This is a genomic window from Bacteroides caecicola (assembly GCF_023337095.1).
GTDB classification, from domain to species: domain Bacteria; phylum Bacteroidota; class Bacteroidia; order Bacteroidales; family Bacteroidaceae; genus Phocaeicola; species Phocaeicola gallinarum.
On the sequence record NZ_JAMBLM010000001.1, the window covers coordinates 103312 to 125101 of the forward strand.

The 21790-nt window shown below is 46.6% G+C and carries 17 protein-coding genes and 1 pseudogene; 10 read left to right on the forward strand and 8 right to left on the reverse strand.

The window, feature by feature from the left end:
- Window positions 1-27: 27 nt before the first annotated feature.
- Window positions 28-1278: an efflux RND transporter periplasmic adaptor subunit gene (locus M3085_RS00405; RefSeq protein WP_204499626.1), complete on the reverse strand. Its 1251-nt coding sequence runs from the start codon at window positions 1276-1278 to the stop codon at window positions 28-30.
- 8 nt (window positions 1279-1286) lie between these two features.
- Entirely contained in the window at window positions 1287-2648 is a 1362-nt protein-coding gene (locus M3085_RS00410; protein ID WP_249052030.1) for a TolC family protein, read from the reverse strand.
- A 206-nt stretch (window positions 2649-2854) separates the two neighbouring features.
- Between M3085_RS00410 and M3085_RS00415 the strand changes: the two genes are divergently transcribed.
- Window positions 2855-4219, forward strand: coding sequence for a sigma-54-dependent transcriptional regulator (locus M3085_RS00415; protein WP_249052031.1), 1365 nt, complete (start codon window positions 2855-2857; stop codon window positions 4217-4219).
- Window positions 4209-5513, forward strand: a complete 1305-nt coding sequence (locus tag M3085_RS00420) for a sensor histidine kinase (RefSeq protein WP_191710585.1) — start codon at window positions 4209-4211, stop codon at window positions 5511-5513. Before M3085_RS00415 ends, M3085_RS00420 begins: the two co-directional genes overlap by 11 nt.
- Before the next feature lie 136 nt (window positions 5514-5649).
- On the opposite strand, the gene M3085_RS00425 is transcribed toward M3085_RS00420, so the two are convergent.
- Both M3085_RS00425 and M3085_RS00430 read right to left on the reverse strand, forming a co-directional pair.
- Window positions 5650-6501, reverse strand: a complete 852-nt coding sequence (locus tag M3085_RS00425) for an FKBP-type peptidyl-prolyl cis-trans isomerase (protein WP_249052032.1) — start codon at window positions 6499-6501, stop codon at window positions 5650-5652.
- A 46-nt stretch (window positions 6502-6547) separates the two neighbouring features.
- Window positions 6548-7132 (reverse strand): FKBP-type peptidyl-prolyl cis-trans isomerase, encoded by a 585-nt coding sequence (locus tag M3085_RS00430; RefSeq protein WP_191710586.1) that lies wholly within the window; start codon window positions 7130-7132, stop codon window positions 6548-6550.
- Between the two features lie 131 nt (window positions 7133-7263).
- Here M3085_RS00430 and M3085_RS00435 point away from each other — a divergent pair, with 131 nt between their 5' ends.
- Together M3085_RS00435 and rd are read left to right on the forward strand one after the other, a co-directional pair.
- Window positions 7264-7980, forward strand: a complete 717-nt coding sequence (locus M3085_RS00435) for an SIR2 family NAD-dependent protein deacylase (protein ID WP_178255777.1) — start codon at window positions 7264-7266, stop codon at window positions 7978-7980.
- A 123-nt stretch (window positions 7981-8103) separates the two neighbouring features.
- Entirely contained in the window at window positions 8104-8268 is a 165-nt protein-coding gene (rd, locus tag M3085_RS00440; protein ID WP_007570351.1) for a rubredoxin, read from the forward strand.
- A gap of 290 nt (window positions 8269-8558) precedes the next feature.
- On the opposite strand, the gene M3085_RS00445 is transcribed toward rd, so the two are convergent.
- The 3 genes from M3085_RS00445 to pta form a co-directional block, all read right to left on the reverse strand.
- The gene (locus tag M3085_RS00445) at window positions 8559-9599 is read right to left on the reverse strand and encodes a sugar kinase (protein WP_204499630.1); all 1041 of its coding nucleotides are present in this window, start codon (window positions 9597-9599) and stop codon (window positions 8559-8561) included.
- 109 nt (window positions 9600-9708) lie between these two features.
- Complete coding sequence (locus tag M3085_RS00450) at window positions 9709-10911, reverse strand: acetate kinase (RefSeq protein ID WP_249052033.1); 1203 nt, start codon at window positions 10909-10911, stop codon at window positions 9709-9711.
- Between the two features lie 44 nt (window positions 10912-10955).
- Window positions 10956-11969: a phosphate acetyltransferase gene (gene pta, locus M3085_RS00455; RefSeq protein WP_178255780.1), complete on the reverse strand. Its 1014-nt coding sequence runs from the start codon at window positions 11967-11969 to the stop codon at window positions 10956-10958.
- Window positions 11970-12206: 237 nt separating this feature from the next.
- Between pta and M3085_RS00460 the strand changes: the two genes are divergently transcribed.
- From M3085_RS00460 to M3085_RS00485, 6 genes and pseudogenes are all read left to right on the forward strand, one after another.
- Window positions 12207-12557, forward strand: coding sequence for a CidA/LrgA family protein (locus M3085_RS00460; protein WP_178255781.1), 351 nt, complete (start codon window positions 12207-12209; stop codon window positions 12555-12557).
- The gene (locus M3085_RS00465) at window positions 12538-13233 is read left to right on the forward strand and encodes an LrgB family protein (RefSeq protein WP_178255782.1); all 696 of its coding nucleotides are present in this window, start codon (window positions 12538-12540) and stop codon (window positions 13231-13233) included. The genes M3085_RS00460 and M3085_RS00465 overlap by 20 nt, the downstream gene beginning before the upstream one ends.
- A 481-nt stretch (window positions 13234-13714) precedes the next feature.
- Window positions 13715-16851 (forward strand): annotated as a pseudogene (locus M3085_RS00470) (SusC/RagA family TonB-linked outer membrane protein).
- Window positions 16852-16877: 26 nt separating this feature from the next.
- A complete protein-coding gene (locus tag M3085_RS00475) occupies window positions 16878-18662 on the forward strand; it encodes a RagB/SusD family nutrient uptake outer membrane protein (RefSeq protein ID WP_249052034.1) in 1785 nt (594 codons plus the stop codon).
- A 426-nt stretch (window positions 18663-19088) separates the two neighbouring features.
- Window positions 19089-19979: a DUF2156 domain-containing protein gene (locus tag M3085_RS00480; protein ID WP_178255785.1), complete on the forward strand. Its 891-nt coding sequence runs from the start codon at window positions 19089-19091 to the stop codon at window positions 19977-19979.
- Window positions 19976-21001, forward strand: a complete 1026-nt coding sequence (locus tag M3085_RS00485) for a GNAT family N-acetyltransferase (RefSeq protein WP_249052035.1) — start codon at window positions 19976-19978, stop codon at window positions 20999-21001. Before M3085_RS00480 ends, M3085_RS00485 begins: the two co-directional genes overlap by 4 nt.
- Here M3085_RS00485 and cdaA read toward each other — a convergent pair whose 3' ends face one another.
- Window positions 21002-21781: a diadenylate cyclase CdaA gene (gene cdaA, locus M3085_RS00490; RefSeq protein WP_178255787.1), complete on the reverse strand. Its 780-nt coding sequence runs from the start codon at window positions 21779-21781 to the stop codon at window positions 21002-21004.
- Between the last annotated feature and the right edge of the window lie 9 nt (window positions 21782-21790).

Genomic DNA, 21790 nt, shown 5'->3' on the forward strand with positions numbered 1-21790 from the left:
TGTCTTTCGAATAGAATTTTGAGGCTCTTATTTCAGTATCAAAACTTCGTTGTCTTTATAGCTTTCGTAGCCGGAGATGATAACCCGTTCTCCTTTCTCTAACCCTTCGGTCACCTCGTAGAACTGCGGGTTCTGCCGTCCGATGCGGATTTTGCGGCGATAGGCTTTTTCCCCGTTTTTATCTACCACGAATATCCAGTTTCCGCCCGTTACTTGGAAGAAAGTGCCCTTCGGTATCAGAACGCTTTGGGTAGGCTCGCCCAACTGGAGGTCGATGTAATACGTTTGTCCGCTGCGGATGTTCTCCGGGCGTGTACCTTCGAACACGAGGTCGGTGCGGAAACGTCCCTCACGCACTTCCGGATAAACCTTGCGTACCTTCAGGCTGAACTGCGATCCCTGCCGCTCGAACGTGGCAGGCAGTCCGTTTGTCACCCGGTCGATGTAATGCTCGTCTATCATCGCCTCTATCTTGAAGTCGGAGAGGTCGTTAATCTGACCCACCATCTGTCCGGCAGTAATGTTTTGTCCCAGTTCGGCATCAAGCAAGCCCAGTTCGCCGTCAATCGGGGCACGCACCTCCAACTTGTCTTTGCGTTCGCGAATCAGCAACACATTCTTGCGCATGTTCTGCAAGTTATCTTCCATCTGTTCCATCTGGATGTTGCGGTAAATCGAGTCCTGTTTCAGGCGTTCGGTTATCAGTCCGTGTTTTTTCAGTGAAACCTCGTAATCCTCTTTCGCCTGAAGATATTCTTCGCGGCTGATGAGGCGTTCCTTATACAGACGTTCGTACTGGTGGAACGTGCGCTGCTTGCGGAGCGTCTCCACATCTAATTGAACCTTTTCGGTTTCGTTTGTCAGCTTGTCTTGCTGCATGGTAACCTGCGTATTACGCAGCAGGTTCTGCTTCTCGGCAAGCTCCGATTCAGCATTCAGAATCTGGAGGTCGAGGTTCGAGTTGCTGAGGCGGAGAATCACGTCGCCCTGCTTTACATGTGCGCCTTCCTCTACCACCTTCTCGCGTACGATGCCCCCTTCCTCCGGGCTGAGCTGTACGATGGAAATAGGCTGTACCTGCCCGTTTACGCGGATGTAGTCGTTAAACTCTCCGTAAGTCACTTCGGCAATGTTCAGCGAACGCCCGTCGACTTTCAGCGTCGAGGCATGATTGCCAAAGATAATCCAAACCACTAACAGAAGCAATGCAGCTCCGCCGATGAGGTAAGGCAAGTGACGCTTTTGAATCCCTTTTTTCTTTTCTAATTGTATATCCATATCCTTTATCAGTTTTCCGTTTTTACTTTAATGATGTTTTCTCCTTTATAATAGTCTACCAACCTACATTTCATTACGTACGTCAGCCGGCTTTGCAGCAGCAGCGTTTCGCTCTCCAGCCATGTAGCCGCGTTGTTCTGCACGTCGAGCGAAGTCATCAGTCCCTCTTCATACTTGCGGCGCGTTACGTGATAGGCAAGCGAGTCTGAAGCCGCTTTCTTTTCCATCTGGATGCTTTCGCGCAAATACCCCTCGCGGTCTTGCACTGCCTGTTGCACTAACTTCTGAAGCTCCTCTTTCTGCGCTTCGTACTGTTCGCAGGCAATCCGGTAATTGTTACGCGCCTGACGGAGACTTATCGAACCACTCATGCGGTTGAAAATGGGGATGCTCATCGTAACTCCGAAATACTCTCCCAAGTTGTTATCAAGCTGTGTCTTGAAATCCGGATAATCATGGTTATGCAGCTCCTTGTAGTACGAACTGGATATGCCTCCGTAGAATGAAATGGTAGGCAAGACGTTCGCCCATGCTATTTTACGGTTCATGCGCGCCACCTGTTTGTTCATTTCCGACTGGCGTAGCGTGGGGTTCACACTGAGAGCAATGCGAAGCACGTCTTGCGGATGTTCGTCTGTCAGCCGAATCGACTCGAAAGTCTGTATATCGAGTATATCCGTATTGAGCAACAAAGAATCTCCGGCAGGGTAATTCATTTTCTGTTTCAGGGTGAGCATTGCCGTTTCGTAAAGATTCCGCTGATGCGTCAGGTTGTATGCGTCGGTAGCCTGCTGAGCTTCCATTTGTGCAACGTCGGCACGTCCTTTCAGCCCTAATTCTTCCTGTCGGCGCGTTTTGTAAAGTAAAGAATCACTCTCTGCCAGTTTCTTTTCCGCCAAGCGGATGGTTCCGTAGTAATAAAGTGCGTCAATGTAAGCCTGAAAGGTTTCAAGAGCAGTGTTGTCTTGCGCTTCCTGCAAGGCAGCCTTTCCCAACAGCAAGGCAGCTTTCGAGCGGCGCACTTCGTTTACTAAACTTCCGCCCCGGAAGAGCGTCATTGAGGCTTCGGCAGCGTAACTGTTGTTGAAAGTCGACACATTATTATATATATTGGTTTCCGGATCGACCGACCGACCGAAGTTATACTGCACGCCTGCGCTCGCACTGATGCCCGGTAAAAAACTGCCGATAGCCTTGAGGCGGTCAAGCCGGTAATTGTCGGCTTCTAATCGGCGCTGTTTCACCGTGCGGTTGTGTTTCACGGCGTAACTCATACAGCGGTCTACATCCCACGCCTCTTGCGCCGTGGCAGCCAGTCCGCAACCCACGGCAAGGAATAAGAGAACTGTTATTTTTCTGTATCTTTTCATTCGTTTTCTTGTTTTTATCCGTAAAAATGAAATCAAATACCGTGCCATAAATGTAAGTGCTTGTTAATCAATAAGAGTGAGTAGAAGCAGACGATGGGAAGTGTCAAAAAATTAGACACCCGGTGTCTAAATATTTGTCACTTGCCGCGGTGTCTCCTTTTCTTTTTTTATCTAACTTTGCGCTGTAACAGTAATGGATAAAGCTCATGGCAAAACAAGGAACGCTACTTGTGGTAGACGATAACCAGAATATTTTGACTTCGCTCCAATACCTGTTGAGCGAATATTTCGACCGCATCATTACGCTTGGTTCTCCCGTAACCATCCCTTCGCTTTTCAGGCAGGAGAGTATCGACGTGGTATTGCTTGATATGAACTTTTCATCGGGTATCAACAGCGGAAACGAAGGATTGTACTGGCTGCGCGAAATCAAACGCTTGCGCCCGCAAACACAAGTGGTGCTCTTTACAGCGTATGCCGACATCGACCTCGCTGTGACGGGAATCAAAGAGGGAGCTTCCGATTTCGTGGTGAAACCGTGGGACAACGCCAAACTGGTACGCACGTTGCAGGAAGCCTACGGTAAGACGAAAGGAAAACGGCAGGCGGCAGCTCCGTCGGAACAGGCAGGAGGCTCAATGTACTGGGGAAACTCTCAGGCAATTCGCCCGCTGCGGATGTTAGTGGAAAAGGTCAGCTCGACCGATGCGAACATTCTGATAACCGGCGAGAACGGTACGGGAAAAGACATGCTGGCGCGCGAAATCCACCGCCTGTCAAGCCGGCACACGAAACCACTGGTTACGGTAGACATGGGAGCCATTACCGAATCATTGTTTGAGAGCGAACTGTTCGGACACGTGAAAGGCTCGTTTACCGATGCTCACGCCGACCGTGTAGGACGTTTTGAGGCAGCCGACGGCGGAACATTGTTTCTCGACGAAATAGCCAACCTGCCTTATCATCTTCAAGCCAAGTTGCTTACCGCCATCCAGAAACGCAGCTTCATAAAAGTGGGCAGCAACACGCCCCAGCCTACCGACATCCGTCTGATTTGTGCCACGAACCGCGACTTGGAAGAAATGGTACGGAAAGGAGAATTTCGCGAAGACTTGCTTTACCGCATCAACACCATCCACCTGCACATCCCCTCGCTGCGCGAACGGAGGGAGGACATCGTACCTTTGGCAAAACGTTTCCTCGCACAATATAATACGCAATACGGTAGGGCGTTGGAAGGATTCGAGCCGGAAGCACTGCGTAAGCTGCTTGACCATCCGTGGTACGGAAACATCCGCGAACTGCAACACACGATAGAAAAAGCGGTTATTCTTTCCGAAGGCAATGAACTGAAAGCAGACTGCCTGCAATTCTCGGCTGCACAACATCAGCCGGCAGACGATACGCATCACCCGTCGGACGATATGCCGATACAAACGCTCGACGAAATGGAATGCAGTCTGGTGAAAAAAGCCATCGACCAATGCAACGGAAACCTCTCGCAAGCTGCGGCACAGTTGGGCGTTACCCGCCAGACACTGTACAATAAAATGAAGCGTTATGGCATTTAGGTGGATATCATCGACGTTTATCCGTGTGGCATTACTTATTGCCGGAACCGTATTGCTTACGTTAGGAGTCAGCCGCGTAGATGTTTGGTTTATCGTAACGGGGGGCATACTGTGTGTGCTGGCAGCCTATGTGTTTTTTAAGATTCAGAATCAGCTTCGCGAAAAAAGCCATCTCATGTTAGAGGCAATCCGTAACCGCGACTATACGTTCCGCCTGCCGGTTTACGGATTGGCGGGAGGCGAACGTGTGTTGCAAGATACCCTGAACCAGTTCGGCTCACTGATGGGCGAACAGAAACAGTTCATGGAACAGCGCGAACGCTTTTACGAACAAATACTTTCGAGTGTGACTTCAGGGGTTATCGTGATGGACGAAAACATGAAAATCGTACAGACCAATCCTGCTGCCGCCCGCTTGTTGGGACTGCCTTTCTTAGGAACGCTCCAACAATTAGAACGTTACGGCGAAGATTTTCCCGAAACCATCCGTTCGTTGGCGGCTGGCGAGCGGTGTAACCTGCAATACACTACCACGAAAGGCGAAGTCCACCTGCTGGTGCGAGCCTCCGTCATGCAGGTAGGAGAGCATACGGTAAAGATTCTCACCCTGAACGATATCCGCAACGAACTCGATGCCAAAGAGTTGGATTCATGGATAAAACTGACGCGCGTACTGACCCACGAAATCATGAATTCCATCGCCCCTATATCTTCACTCAGCGAAACCTTTCTGCAGCGCAGCGACGTGGTGGGAACTCCGTTGTATGAGGGCGTCCGAGCCATCCATGAAACCTCTGCCGGACTGATTAACTTTGTAGACAGCTACCGCAAGTTTTCCTCTCTCCAAAAGCCTGCCCCCGAACCGTTTTACCTGTTGGAACTGATACGTCAGGTTAGCGAACTGCATCTTTTGCCTCCCGATATAACACTGACCTTGCAGATAGAGCCGGAAGACTTGATGATTTACGCCGACCCGAATCTGATTCGCCAACTGCTGATTAACCTGATAAAAAATGCCGTCCAAGCTATAGGGACGGCAAAAGGTCGCATTCACATCCGTGCCTACACAACGGCAGACGAACACATCTTTGTCTACGTAAGCAATGACGGTCCGGTAATCCCCGACGATGAAGCCGAAGAAATCTTTGTCCCCTTCTTCACTACCAAGAAAGAGGGAAGCGGCATCGGTCTGTCGCTTTCCCGCCAGATAATGAAGCTCTCCGGCGGGACTATCAGCCTGCTCCGCCCCGGAACAAACGGATGGAATACCACCTTTGTGTTGGAGTTTGAGTAAATGTATCGTAAATCTCATTCATGCAGTAAAATTGCTTTCTGTAGAAGGTAGTGCAGTAAGACACACCGCCAATAAAAAAAGGATGCCTGCACATAGCTAAGCATCCTTTTCGTTATGAAGTATGATAACAAAAGTATTATTTTTCGATTTCAACCAATTCAACTTCAAATATTAACGTAGAGAACGGTTTGATGTTACGCTGCTGCTGTGAGCCGTAAGCCAGTTCCTGCGGGATGTAAAGTTCCCATTTCGAACCTACCGGCATCATGCTCAGTGCTTCAGTCCATCCTTTGATGACACGTTGCAAGTTCAATGTAATCGGTTTTTCTGACTTGTCGAATTCCGTACCGTCAATCAAAGTACCCTTATACATTACTTTTACGTTTGATGTATCGGCAGGCATTTCTCCTGTACCTTTGGTGATAACTTTGTATTGCAATCCGCTTTCGGTAGTTTGTACGCCTTCCTTGCCTTTGTTTTGAGCCAAGAACTCTTCGTTTTCTTTCTTGTATTCGGCATATTCTTTTTCGATAGCCTTTTCGCGGATGTCAGCTTGGTGCTTGCGGATGTAAACGTTAGCCGAGTCGATAGAAACCGTGCCTTCTTTCTTTGCGGTAGCAATGAATCCGGCCAAGTAGTTTTCTTTGCTCAGCGAAACGGTAGTGTCGTTACCGAACATGCGGCGGTTATTCATTTCATACATCTGTCCGCTAACCTGCTGTCCGAGTTGCAAGCCCAGCAAGTAAGCCTTTTCTTTCGGTTCCATTTCTTTCAGTCCTTGTTCCAAACCCTTGATGAAGTTGGCAACGTGAGCCGAGTCAACACCACCCTGATTCAAAACAAATTCCATCAATCCCTGATTATTGGCTACGCCCACCATATAAGAAAGCGTATCTACATCGCTCTTCAGGTTAGCCTGCGGAGCGTGATTGCATGATGCCAAGCCCGTTGCGGCTGCAAACATCATCAGTAAAGTAGTTTTTTTCATTTGCTTGTTATTTTAGTTTTGATTTTTATTTCTATAAATTGCCGATTTAGAGCACTTCGATAAGTTCTACTTCGAAAATCAGTGTGCTGTGAGGCGGAATCATTTCGCCGGCTCCCTGTGCGCCGTAAGCCAGTTCCGACGGGATGTAAAGTTTCCATTTCGCACCTTCCGACATCAGTTGCAGTGCCTCTACCCATCCTTTGATTACCTGATTCACACCGAAAACGGCAGGTTCGCCGCGCTTGATGGAGCTGTCGAACAACGTTCCGTCGATGAGTGTGCCTTCGTAGTGGCAGCGTACGCGGTCGGTAGCTTTCGGTTTCTTGCCGTTTCCTTCTTTGATTACTTCGTACTGTAATCCGCTTGGCAGGGTTACGATGTTCGGGTTCTTTTTGTTTTCTTCAAGGAATGCCTTGCCTTTGGCTATGTTTTCGGCATTCATCTTTTCTTCTAATTCGGTAAAATATTTGTTGACGATTTCGCGTGCTTCGGTGTGCGTAATAGCGGTTTGGTTTCCTTCCAACACGTCTTTGATAGCCTGTGCAAAGTCGTTTACATCAATGTTGCGGGCGCCCATGCTCCACAAGTTTTGGCCGATGCCCAAGCCGATGGCGTAACTGAACTTGTCCATAAATAGATTTAAATTATTAAGTATATGTTTAACGGGAGGCAAAGGTATCTTTTTTCTGTGAAACAGAGGTACTTTGACTTATAAAATTTCTTATTTTTGCGATAAAGTAGAATATTTCACGGAGGTTTATCATGAAGAAATTAGTAGTTTTGACGGGAGCAGGTATGAGTGCCGAAAGCGGAATCAGTACTTTTCGCGATGCAGGCGGGCTGTGGGAACGTTATCCGGTAGAGCAGGTGGCTACACCCGAAGGTTATGCTGCCAATCCTGAACTGGTAATTAATTTTTATAACGAGCGGCGCAAGCAGTTGCTTGATGTGAAACCAAACCGAGGACATGAGTTGCTTGCCGAGATGGAGAAAGACTATGATGTGACGATTATCACGCAAAACGTGGATAACCTGCACGAGCGGGCAGGCAGTTCGAACGTCATTCACCTGCACGGTGAGTTGACAAAGGTGACGTCGAGCCGGCATCCCAACGACCCGAAATGTATCCGTACCCTCCGCCCCGAAGAGTATGAAGTCAAGATGGGCGACAAGGCAGCCGACGGTTCGCAGCTCCGTCCGTTCATCGTGTGGTTCGGCGAGGCGGTTCCGATGATAGAAACAGCCATCGACTGTGTGGAACAGGCAGACATCTTCGTAATTATCGGTACGTCGCTCAACGTATATCCGGCGGCGGGACTGCTTAACTACGTCCCTCAAGGCGTTCCTGTCTACCTGATTGACCCGAAAGAGGTTGCCGTTAATTCGATGCGAAAGGTGCATGTTATCCGTAAAGGAGCATCGGAAGGCGTGGCCGAACTGAAAGCCTTATTAGAAGAATCGGGAAGCGTAGGAAAGTGATGTTCGGGGTATATATGCGATAAAAAATGTTATACGGGTAAGATGGTGAACAAATTTTGTTTATATTTGTTTTTACTTTGATATCAATGATAACGAATACTAACTTTAATAGAACAAGGACTTATGAAAAAGTACATTTGCACAGTATGTGATTGGGTTTACGACCCTGAAGTGGGCGATCCTGAAGGCGGCATTGCTCCGGGAACAGCTTTTGAAGATATTCCTGAAGATTGGGTTTGTCCGGTTTGCGGTGTAGGCAAAGAAGATTTCCAACCTGTAGAGGAATAATAACGAAATAAACAAAAGGGAAACGGTCGCTTTTCAGCAATGAGAGGCGGCCGTTCTTTTTATGAGAAAAAAGCTCTTATCTTAGGCTTGGTAAGGGGGAGAAAAACACTACCCATAGAACGGGTAAGTTCTATGGGTAGAACCGGATGGTTTATCCGCAAGAGATGGGTAACACTAACGGTTGCGTTTTTCAGGACTGACCGGTGGTGTATTCCCTACATGATTTGAGCCGTTCCAATGACTTGGGATGGAGAATAATAAGTTGTTGTTCAGCTTTTTATAATGAATGCTTACCGTTCTACCTCTCCACTCTCGTGTTTTGCAAGCAGTGCCTCAACTTCGGCAGCTTTCACCATGTTATAATCTCCGGCAATGGTATTTTTCAGTACCGATGCTGCCGTTGAAAAATTAACACGCTTCTGTTCGTCGCTGAAAGCCGTTTGCGCATAGAGCATGGCTCCACAGAAAGCATCGCCTACACCTACGCAGTCAATCACATTGTCGATGTCGAACACGCGCGTATGCTTCATCGTTCCGTTAGAATAAAGTATGCCGGCAAACGTATGATGTTCCGAACTCATGACGTTACGCAGCGCGATATAAATGTACTTGCAGTCGGGTATTTGCCGGCTGATGGCCTGACAGAACTTTTCGTACGCCTCTATGTCGTATTCTTCCCCGTCGCGGGTAGCCTTGAATCCCGGTGCAGGGATATCCATCAGCATGGCGTATTCGCTTTCGCTGCCGAAGATAATGTCGCTGGCGGTCATCAGCGGACGCAATACTTCTTGCGCCGTCTTTCCGTAATTCCACAGATTTTTCCGGTAGTTGATGTCATACGAAACGGTCAGCCCCATTTCTTTGGCAATGGTGGTTGCCTCTTTGCATACCTCGGCAAGTCCCGGTGTGAGGGCGGCATCGATGCCCGACCAGTGGAAGATGGAAGCATCTTTAAATATTTCCCTCCAGTTTATCATCCCCGGTTTCAGTTCGGAAAAGGCAGAGCCTTCGCGGTCGTAAATCACACTTGAGTTACGCATGGCGGCAGCTTTTTCCATATAATACGTGCCCAGTCTCCGTCCGCCGGTAAGGATATGCCCCGTTCCGATGTTATGCGAACGGAGTTCGGCAAGACAGGTTTCTCCCAGCGCATTATCGGGCAGGCGCGTAATGTATTCTACATCCGCTCCGAAGTTGGCAGCCGAAATAGCTACATTGGCTTCGCTTCCTCCGTAATTGACCAACATTTCATGGCTCTGCTGGATACGCAAATTGTTGGGCGTAGTGAAGCGGAGCATGATTTCTCCGAAAGTTACGATTTTCTTTTTCATAAAATGAGATTCATTAAAAAAACGCAGGCCTTCGCCCGTTCACTCAGATTGTGGATACCCTCTGTGCGAATTAGCGAAACCCTGCGTTGCAAAGTTTTATTTCAGAAATTTATTTCTGGTTCTTTAAGATTTCCATCGTGTCGGTAGCAATCATCAGTTCTTCATCCGTAGGGATTACCACTACTTTGACTTTAGAGTCGTCGGTAGAGATGATAGCTTCTTCGCCGCGTACCTTGTTGCGTTCCGGGTCGATTTTCACACCGAGGAATTCCAGCGGTTCGCAAGCAGCCCAGCGAGCCGTAGCCTGATTTTCGCCTACACCGCCAGTAAACAAGATAACGTCTACACCTCCCATCGCAGCCGCGTAAGCTCCGATGTATTTGGTAATGCGATAGAAGTACATTGCTTCTGCACGTTTAGCTTCTGCTTCTCCTTTGGCTGCGGCTGCTTCCAGTTCACGCATGTCGCTTGAGCGGTGGAAGATACCCAGCACACCGCTTTTCTTGTTCAGTATGTTCGACATTTCGTCCGGTGTCAGTCCTTCTTTTTTCATCAGATATAAGATGGCGCCGCCGTCGATGTCGCCGCTGCGCGTACCCATCATCAAACCTTCCAGCGGGGTAAGTCCCATTGTCGTGTCTACACACTTGCCGTCTTTGATGGCAGCGATAGAACCTCCGTTACCGATGTGGCAGGTAATGATTCTCGAACCTTCAGCCGGGATATTCAGGAACTCGCATACACGTTTTGACACGTAGCGGTGAGACGTTCCGTGGAAACCGTAACGGCGGATGCCGTATTTTTCGTAATATTCATACGGAATGGCATACAGGTATGCCTTTTCGGGCATAGTCTGGTGGAATGCCGTATCGAACACTGCGATTTGGGGAACGTTAGGCAACAGCTTCTGTACGGCATAGATACCTTTCAGGTTTGCCGGATTGTGAAGCGGGCCGAGGTCGCAACACTCTTCAACGGCAGCAATGACAGCGTCGGTAGTCAGTACCGAACCACTGAACTTAGTGCCTCCGTGAAGCACGCGATGACCTACCGCTCCGATTTCGTCGAGCGATTTTACTGCTCCATATTCGGGGTGGGTAAGGGTTTCAAAGATGAATTGAACCCCTGCCGTATGTTCTTCAATGTCTCTTTCGATGATTTTCTTTTCGCCGTTGGGCAATGTAATCTTCAGGAAAGAGCCGGGTAAGTTAATCTTCTCAAGTCCTCCTTGTGCGAGGATTGCTTTAGTAGTCATATCAAATAATTTGTATTTGATGGATGAACTACCGCAGTTGAGTACTAATATTTTCATTGGTGTTTTTATTCTTAATTTATTTACGTTACGTGTTTCGGTCGTTAACTGTTCTTTTTAGCTGCAATGGCTTGGTTGGCAGTAATGGCAATCATCTTATATACGTCTTCGATGCAGCATCCGCGTGACAAGTCATTGACCGGGCGAGCGATACCTTGCAAAATCGGACCGATAGCGGTAGCGTGTCCCAAGCGTTCTACTAATTTATATGAAATGTTTCCTACTTCCAGACAAGGAACGATCAGCACGTTTGCTTTTCCGGCGATTTCCGAACCCGGAGCTTTGCTTGCGCCGATTCTCGGAACCAGTGCTGCATCGGCTTGAAGTTCACCGTCGATTTTCAAGTCGGGAGCCATTTCTTTGGCAATGTTCAGGGCTTCTACCACCTTGTCTACCACTTCGTGCTTAGCCGAACCTTTGGTTGAGAAGCTCAGCATGGCTACACGCGGGTCGAGGCCTGCAACAGCCTGTGCGGTGCGTGCCGTACAAACGGCAATCTGAGCCAATTGGTTTGCATCCGGAACCGGTGTCACGGCTACGTCGCCCATTACCAATACACCATTGTCACCACATTCGGGAGCGTGAGTAAGCATCAGCATGGCGCCTGATACGCAAGTAATACCCGGAGCTGTTTTGATGATCTGCAATGCCGGACGAAGTACGTCTCCCGTTGTATTGCGCGCTCCGGCCAGCTGACCGTCGGCGTCGCCGGATTTGATAATCAAGCAGCCTAAGTAAAGCGGGTTTAATACCAACTTACGGGCTTCTTCAATGGTCATGCCCTTCTTTTTGCGCAGTTCGCACAACAGTTGGGCGTATTCTTCTTTTTTCGGATTTGTTTCAGGGTCTATGATTGTAGCTTTATGGATGTTTCCCAAGCCCCATTCTTTTGCCAGAGCCATAATCTCGTCGGGGTTACCCAGCAAGATAAGATCTGCTACACCGTCTGTCAATATTTGATTGGCAGCTTTCAAAGTACGTTCTTCCGTTCCTTCCGGAAGCACGATGCGCTGTTTGTCTGCTTTAGCGCGTTCAACGATTTGACTAATTAAATCCATAATCGGTTATATGATTAAAATTGAAATTGCATGTTAGGATGTTTGACCTTTTTTCCTCTTGCAAAAGTAGGCATTTTTGCAATATCAGGTTTGCAAAAGCCGATTTTTTTTGGTTTAAAGTATGCAAAAACTATATGTTTAAAGGCAGGATTTGTTAAAAGCGCCCCATATTGGTATCGCGTTTGGATTGAATCTGTAAATTTGCCACGTTTTTCAATAATTTTAGTAATAGGTATTATGATACGTCAATGTTCCATCCTTTTCGGATGTTTGGCGTTAGGTGAACTGATTGTTTATCTGACGGGTATCAAGCTGCCTTCCAGTATTATAGGGATGCTGCTTCTTACACTTTTCTTACAGTTGGGCTGGATAAAGCTCGAATGGGTTCAGGGATTGACCGACTTCTTGGTAGCCAATCTGGGTTTCTTTTTTGTTCCTTCGGGGGTAGCTCTGATGCTTTACTTCGATATCATTCAGGCGCAATTTTGGCCGATAGTGATAGCTACGCTGGTCAGTACGGTATTGGTGTTAATTGTTACAGGATGGGTTCATCAATTGGTTCGGAAGTATGGATTTTTTAGAAAATAAGTTTTTCCTGCTGGCAATAACGTTCGGCTTTTTCTTTTTAGCCAAGTTGTTGCAAAAGAAGACAGGCTCATTGCTGCTCAATCCTATCTTGATAGCGATAGCCCTGCTGATTTGTTTCCTGAAGTTTACGGGAGTGTCTTACGAGAAATATTCCGAAGCCGGTTCGCTGGTAGAGTTTTGGCTGAAGCCCGCCGTGGTAGCTCTGGGCGTACCTTTGTACTTACAGTTGCGGATGATAAAAAAACAACTGATGCCCATTGTCGTGTCTCAGTTGGCAGGATGTGTGGTCGGTCTGGTAGCCGTTACGGTGATAGCCAAACTGATGGGTGCATCGCCCGAAGTAATCATGTCGTTGGCACCGAAATCGGTCACCACCCCGATAGCGATGGAAGTGTCGAACGCCGTGGGCGGAATCCCTTCTCTGACGGCAGCCGTGGTTATCGTGGTAGGGCTGTTTGGAGCCATTTGCGGATTTAAGGTGCTTCAGGTAGGGCGCGTAGGCAGCCCAATCGCGCAAGGGCTGTCAATGGGTACGGCAAGCCACGCCGTCGGTACTTCACGGGCGATGGAAGTGAGCGGAAAATACGGAGCCTATGCCAGTTTGGGCCTCACGCTGAACGGCATTCTTACCGCTTTGCTCTCGCCGACTATTCTGCACCTTTTGGGGCTTTATTAATCCGGACAGACTCTAAGTTCTTGATAAATAAAGGAGTATGATGTTGCCCAAAGCAGCGTCACGCTCCTTTTTATGCTTCTTGAAACGCAAGCGGTAGTTTCCTCTTACGCAAGCGGTAGTTTTCCCTTACGCAAGCGGTAGTTTTCTCCAATTCATGCGGTAGCGTTTTTCCTCCCTTTTTTCCGGCTTATTTCTCTGTCCGGAAAGGCGTGAATTTTGCTTGAAATCATCGTAAAAAATGAGGCCGACAAATCATACTTTGAATGGAAAAATCGTACATTTTGATGAAAGAATAATCCAATATTTTCTTTATTAAGCTGATTATCAGATGTGTTTTCTGGAGAATATCTTAATGTACACCCGACAATTTTGATAGGATGGTAGACAATATTTTTATTTGTTATCTTTAAGTTTCAATAATTTTGCAATCAAGAAACGAATGGAATACAATAAAGTCTATTAATCCTTAAATTATAGAAGTATGGATACACATCTGAATCGTGTGCTTTTCAGTAGCACATTTATTAGACTGGCAGCGTGTGCCGTTCTTTCCGCAGGTTTTTTCCCTATGGTTCATGCGGAAACGAGCGAGATTTCCACTGCCGGTATTATGCAGCAGAGTCGTACTGTTACAGGTAAGGTCCTCGACCCGAAAGGCGAAACAGTCATCGGTGCAATGTGATGGAAAAGGGCACTTCCAACGGAACCATTACAGATTTCGACGGCAATTTTACCTTGAATGTATCTCCCAACGCTACGCTTGTAATCAGCTATATCGGTTACAAAACACAAGAGATACCGGTATCTCAGGCTAAGGCGGGGAGGCTGGAAGTTACATTGCGCGAAGATTCTGAGGTGATGGATGAAGTGGTGGTGGTAGGTTACGGTACTCAGCGGAAAGCAACTCTTACGGGTTCGGTGTCGTCGGTCAGCGGAGACGATTTGAAGAAGATATCAGCAGCGAATTTAACAAATACATTGGCAGGAAAAACAGCAGGTGTCATCGCTAATACGCGAAGTGGCGAACCGGGAGCAGATGATGCGGAAATATTGATTCGTGGTAAGGGAACATTAGGAAGTACCTCGCCGCTGATTGTGGTTGATGGGATAGCAGACCGTTCGTTTGGTCGTTTGAACCCTGAAGATATAGAATCAATATCTGTATTGAAAGATGCGTCGGCAGCAATTTACGGTGCGCGTGCGGCAAACGGCGTTATCTTGGTAACTACCAAGCGTGGCAAAGAAGGTAAAATAACGGTTAATTATAGTGGTAACGTTTCTATTTCACAGCCAACACGTGTTCCCGAAATGCTGGATGCTTACCAGTATGCTACGTATGTCAACGAGTTTGATGCAGCACAGGGAAACGCTTTGACGTATCCGGAAACAGCATCGGCAAAAATATTGGATGGAAGCGACCAGATTAATTATCCAAACACGAATTGGTGGAATGCAGTGTCGAAAGACTGGGCTACCAATACCGAACACAGCCTTTCTATCAGTGGAGGTACTGACAAGTTCTCGTTTTATACTTCTGCTCAATATATGTATCAGGATGTGATTTATAAAGATAGTCCGCAAAATTATAATCAGTATCAGTTTACTACCAATCTGGATGCCCAAATAACCAAAGCTATAAAGTTCAGTATGGATATTCTCGGACGTCAGACGGTAAACAACCGCGGCGCTTATTCAACTGAAGATTTGTTCGGATATTTTCTGACTACAAGTCCGATGGCAGCACCTTATTATCCGAATGGATTGTTAAGAATAGGACATGACGGCATAACGAATAACGCCGTGTTAATGGTTTCCGACCTTCCCGGAACGGATAAAACCACGAATAACACCATCAATCTGAAGCCGAGATTGCGTATTGACTTGGATGTCATTACTCCGGGATTGTATGCAGAGGGGTATGCGGCATTAGACTATACGTTTAATAATGGAAAAACAATAAGAAACCCGTATGACATTTATTCGTATGACGCAACAACGGGTGAATACATTAACCAGCGTGATGCTACCGGTGCTACAAGCGTAGGCTCTTGGTCAAGTAACAGCAGTACCGTTACGGTTAATGCGCGTATCGGATATAGCCGCACCTTTAACGATGTTCATAAGGTAGATGCTTTTGTAGCTTACGAACAAAGCAAGTATAAATATAATTATCTGTATGGCTATCGCACCAATTTTACTTCGTCTGTTTTACCGGATTTGGATTTTGGAAGTACCAATAAAGACGACCAGAGCAATAGCGGTAATTCTGATGAAACAGCGCGCCAAAATTGGTTCGGACGTATAAACTATGGCTATAAAGACAAATATCTTGCCGAGTTTACTTTGCGTTACGATGGTTCTATGAATTTCGCACCGGGTCATCGTTGGGGTGTTTTCCCGGGTTTCTCTGCCGGTTGGGTAATGTCGGAAGAAAATTTCTTCGAACCCTTGAAAAACGTTGTCAGCTTCTTCAAGCTGAAAGGTTCATGGGGAATGATGGGTAATGATAATATCAGCGCATACCAATACCTTTCCATGTATGGATTTGTTGCAGACAATTCAACTCCCTCACGTTATGTATTTGGTGTCGACCCCGTGTTTGCAGAGAGTATTTATGAAACGGTAACGGCAAATCCGTTGGTAACTTGGGAAACTGCTAAAACATGGAACGTAGGTTTCTCTTCTCAATTCTTGGACGGAAAATTCGGATTGGATTTTGATTACTTCCAATCTCGCCGTAGCGATATTCTTATTACTCGTAATGCCTCTATTCCTACTTATTCCGGTTTGTCTTTGCCTGCCGAAAACTTAGGTAAGGTAAAAAATCATGGTTTTGAATTGATAGCTACTTATCGAGACCATGCCGGCGATTTTGAGTGGGGCGTAACCGGTAATGTTACCTATGCGAAAAATGAAGTGGTTTATATGGATGAGGCGGTGGATACTCCGGAATGGCAGCGTCAGACCGGACATCCGATAGATGGGGGTACTTATTATCAGGCATTGGGTATTTATCAGACTCAGGAACAGATTGATGCAACACCTCATTTGGCGGGAACTAAGGTTGGAGACCTGATTTATCAGGATACTAATGATGACGGTAGCATTACGTGGGATGATGCCGTGCGCCGTGACAAGTCTGCTACTCCGAAATGGATATTCGGTCTGACACTGAATGGAGCATGGAAGGGATTTGATGTAAATGCCTTTTTTCAGGGACAAGCCGATGCTGAAATATTGGTGCAGCCTACGATGAATATGGCAACCGACTTTTACGAAGGGCGTTGGAGCGAATCGAATACGGCCGAACAAAACATGGCAGCCAAATGGCCGCGTGCTTTCATGAAAGAATCGCAGGTAGACGGACGTAACTCACAGTCATCTACATGGTGGTTACGTGACGCATCGTTTGTACGTTTGAAATCGCTTGAAATCGGATATACATTCCCAAAGAAATGGATTACTCGTTTGGGGATAGATAATCTTCGTTTGTATGCCAATGGCAACAACTTGTTTACGATTGACGGAGTAGATATTTTTGACCCAGAAATGACAAACGGCATTAGAGGGTATTCTATTCAGCGTACATGGACATTTGGTGTCAATGTTACTTTTTAATTTCTCACTTTTAAATGGTATTTATTATGAAAACAATATATAAAGGCGCATTGTGTACATTGGTTGGAATGAGCATGGCTGCGTGTTCCGATTTTTTGGATGTCGACCCACATAATCAGATTTCAGACGCTGCGGTTTGGAGCAGTTTGGATTATGCGGAGGCTTTTTTGAACAACTGTTACAGATGGGTAGAAGGAGATAATGAACAGGGTGTTCCTTTTTGCAGTTATACCGATGAATTGTATCACCGTACCGGATATGCCACTGAAGTGTATACGTTAGGTAATGTTTCTTGCGATAATTATAATGTCGGTTATTCCGAAGGTAAAGGTAATACATGGTATTTTTATTATACCGGAATAAAGAATACAAACCAATTCCTTGAAAGAATTAATGACGTATCGGTTACCTCGGAAGAAGAAGAAAGCCAAAAAGAAGAAATGATAGGTCAGGCTTATTTCCTGCGGGCGTTTTATTATCATCAGTTGTATTCTTTGTATGGTCGTGTTCCGTTGGTGTATCAAACGTTTGATATGGATTCGGAATGGACACAAACTCGTGCCGAAATGGATGAAGTAGCAGACTCTATCGTTGCGGACTGTGACCGTGCGGCGGCAATTCTTCCGGTTTCTTACACCGGTGAAGATTTTGGACGGGCTACACGGGGAGCGGCATTGGCTGTAAAAGCCCGCACCTTGCTTTATAAGGCAAGCCCGTTATTCGGTACGCCTTCTACCGAAAAATGGCAGGAAGCAGCTGACGCACAAAAAGCGATTATTGATTTGGCAAATGAAGGGGTGTATAGCTTGCCTCAAGTAAGTAATTATGAAGAATATGCCGAACTGTTTTGTAATCCTCAGAATCCGGAAATCATATTCGAAAAGATGTATAGTACAGTGAGCGGGGGCGCATATTCGCAGAGCTACCCGATGTCTTCGCCTCCCGGAGCTTATAACGGTTATAACGGATGGGGCGTATGGTTGCCCACGTATGATATTGTAAATCTTTATCAGAAATCGGATGGCACAGATTTTGAAATTACCGATTGGGATAATTATCCCATTCAGGTTCCGACAGTAGATAGTAATACGGGTGAAATCGTATATGTTGACCAAACAATTGAAGCTACCAAAACTTCTCCTTACGAAGGTCGTGAGATGCGTCTTTACGCTAATATCTTGTATGATGGAGCTCTTTGGGGATATGGAGAAGATAATCATCCCGTTGAAATATTCGAATCGGGGGCAGAAGGTGTAGAGTCTGGCGAACAGTCTCCTACTTATACGAGTGGTGAATATTGGAACGCAACCCAAACCGGTTATTATTTGCGTAAGTTCATGAATCCGAATTATAACCAGTGGGATGAAACTGTAATGGATAATACTCCGTGGATATTTTTCCGGTTGGGAGAATTTTATCTGAACTATGCGGAATGTCTGATCGAATTAGGGAGAGATAACGAGGCTTTGCCTTATATTAACGAAACCCGTACCCGTGCTTTACTTCCGGCATTGACGGATGCAAGTAATATTCGGGAGAAATATGAACAGGAAAGAGCTGTGGAACTGATGTTTGAAGGACAGCGTTTCTTTGACTTACGCAGATGGAAACGTATGGAAGAGGCTTATGCTGCGGAAAATTGCCCTACGGCAATGAAGATTTATAAGTTGGCAGACGGAACCTTGTTGTATACTCATAACACTACCGTATTACAACAGCGTAATTTCCGTGAGGCCATGTATTGGATGCCTGTTCCTCGTTACGAGTTGAACAAATGTCCGCAACTTGACGGGCTTCCTTATGAAGAATAACGTTTGTATTTAAGGGGAAAACATTCCTCGCCGGCAGCGGTCGTTGTGAAACGGGAACGCTGCCGGTCATATTTTTATAACCACATCCTATTTGTTGCAGTCAGACCGGTTTTGATACTATTTTAATAGGTTTCTCCGGCGAGAAGGAAGGTCGAAATTTTCCGCCGGCATATCCCGAAAAACGCAACCGTTAGTGTTGGTCATTCCATGCGGTAGAGTTGATCGTTTCTATTCGGAAGACCGAGCGGTTCTACTGTTAGAAATTTTCCGGGTTTCAAACCCAACCGGAGATTTTCTGAAACAAGTTCATAATCAGATTGATTCAGTTGAATTGCTTCTTTCGCAAGATGAAAGTCCGGCTTCATTCGTTCTCTTTGCAGAAATGTATTATATTTGCATTTCCTAATTAAAAGAGAAAGGATTTTTATGATACCCTTTAAACCAATAGAATTGGAAGACAGAGCGCGCGTTCTGCATTATACTCTGTCCTCTCCGCGTCGGAACTGTGATTTATCTTTCGTAAATTTATATAGCTGGAGCTTTTTATATCAGACGGAAATTGCCGAGCAAGACGGATTTTTGCTGTTTCGCTTTTATGTAGACGGCGGACTGGCGTATATGATGCCGGTAGGCGAAGGCGATGTACGTCCGGTGGTGGCAGCGCTGATGGAAGATGCAGACAGGCTCAATGCCCCGTTCCGTATGCTGGGCGTGTGTGTAAACATGAAAGAGACATTGGAGCAGGCTTTTCCCGGGCGTTTCCGTTTTACGTCCGACCGTGATTATGCCGACTATATTTACCTGCGTTCTGATTTGGCTACGCTGCGCGGCAAGAAGTTTCAGCCTAAGCGAAACCATGTCAATAAGTTTAAGGCTTCTTATCCCGATTACGAGTATCGCCAGCTTACTCCGGAGTTGGTGCCGGAATGTTTGCGGCTGGAGGCTTTGTGGTGTAAGGCAAACGACTGTGCGGAGAATGCCGCACTTCAGGCAGAACGCCGCTCGATGACGAATGCTTTAGAGAATATGGAGAAGTTAGGACTTACGGGAGGTGTGCTGCATGTGCAGGGAAACATTGTAGCGTTCACCTTCGGCGCTCCGATTAATAAGGAAACATTTGATACGTGCGTCGAGAAAGCCGATACAAGTATCGAAGGTTCATACGCTATGATTAATTATGAGTTTGCCAACCGCATTCCCGAACAATATATTTATGTAAACCGTGAAGAAGATTTGGGACTGGAAGGTCTGCGTAAAGCAAAATTGTCTTATCAGCCCGAAACGATTCTCGAAAAATACATGGCAGAACTGGTATGACAGTAAAAGAGCAAGTGAAGCAGCTCTGGAAGTTGTGTTTCAATGATAGCGATGCGTTTATCGACCTTTATTTCCGGATGCGTTATTCCGATCGTATCAACAGCTATACAGAGCAAGACGGAAAAGTTGTGGCAGCTTTTCAGCGCGTACCCTATTGGATGAAGTTATTTAACCGGGTATTGCCTGTGGCTTACATCTCAGGAGCATGTACGCATCCCGACTACCGGAAGCGTGGTATAATGCGCAACCTGTTGGCTGATGCCCATCGGCTGATGTTCAGTGAAGGAGTTATGGCAAGCATCCTGATTCCTGCCAACAAGGGGCTGGAGACTTATTATAATCGTAGCGGGTATGTTTCACGGCTTCAGCGTGAAGTCCTATTGCTTACGCTTGATAATTTGCAGCTTGCTGACGTAGCATCGGGGTTGGTTTTCAGGGATGTGTCCTTGTCGGATGATTTGCCTGAAGAAGTTTTTCCTTTTTTCAGCCGTGAGTTGGATGCCTGTTCTGCTGTCGTGTTACATACGTCGGAGGATTTTAAGGTGATACTTGCCGACTTGCAGTTGGCAGGTGGACAGCTTTGGACGGTTTATAACGGGGAAAGCCTTGTCGGGCTTGCTCTTTGCCTGAAAGAAAGAGACCGCCTTTGTGTGAAAGAAATCCTTTGTGCCGATGGAGAGACAAAGGCCGCGTTACTGCTGTTTTTGCTGCATCAGTACGAAGTAGAACAGATAGAATGCGTACGGTGTGCAACCCATACGGTACATCCTTTCGGTATGATACGCATTGTTCATGCTGAGGCTTTTCTAAGATGCTATGCACAGTATTATCCGGAGAAAGCATTCTGTATTAAACTGACCGACGATGAAATCTCCTCAAACTGCGGTTATTATACGGTTTCTGATGGCGTTTGCAGGCGCGGCTACCGGTTCGGGCAGTTGTACCGTCCATGCTCTGTCGGGGAACTTGCCGATTGGTTGCTTGCCGGTGACGAACCGTATATGAATCTGATGCTGGATTGATTATCTGTCGTCATCGTTGGTCAGCATACGTTCCAGCTCTTCTGCCGTCAGCTTCAGATGGAATTGCCCGTGATAGGCGATAGAGATACCGCCGGTTTCTTCCGAAACAATGATAGCCAGTGCGTCAGTTTCCTGTGATACACCCAGTGCCGCACGGTGTCTCAATCCGAGCTCTTTCGGAATATCCAAGTTGTGTGACACCGGAAGAATGCAGCCCGCTGCTTTGATACGTTTATTGCTGATAATCATGGCTCCGTCGTGCAGCGGACTGTTTTTAAAGAAAATATTTTCTATCAGGCGTTGGTTAATGTTCGCATCAATCACATCACCCGTCCGTACAATGTCGTCCAGCGGGAAATTCTTTTCAATGACAATCAGTGCGCCCACTTTTCCCTTACTCATGTTCAGACACGCCATGACGATAGGCATGATATCCTCTTTGCTGGTTTCTGTTTTTTTGTTTCCCCTCAAAAAGCGGAACCAACTGCTGCTGTGATGGCGCGAGCCCAGTGTGAGAAGGAACCGGCGTATCTCTTCCTGAAACAAAACGATGAGCGCAATGACTCCCACACTCACCAGTTTATCGAAGATAGAGCCTAACAGACGCATTTGCAATACTTGAGAAACAATGACCCAAATTACGATGAACACCAATATTCCGGTAAAGATATTGATAGAACCGGAAGATTTCATCAGCTTGTAAGTCTTGTACAGCAGGAAAGCTACCAGCAGGATGTCCAGTATATCTTTCAGCGTCAGGATGTGAATATCGAAAGGCATATCTTTTTT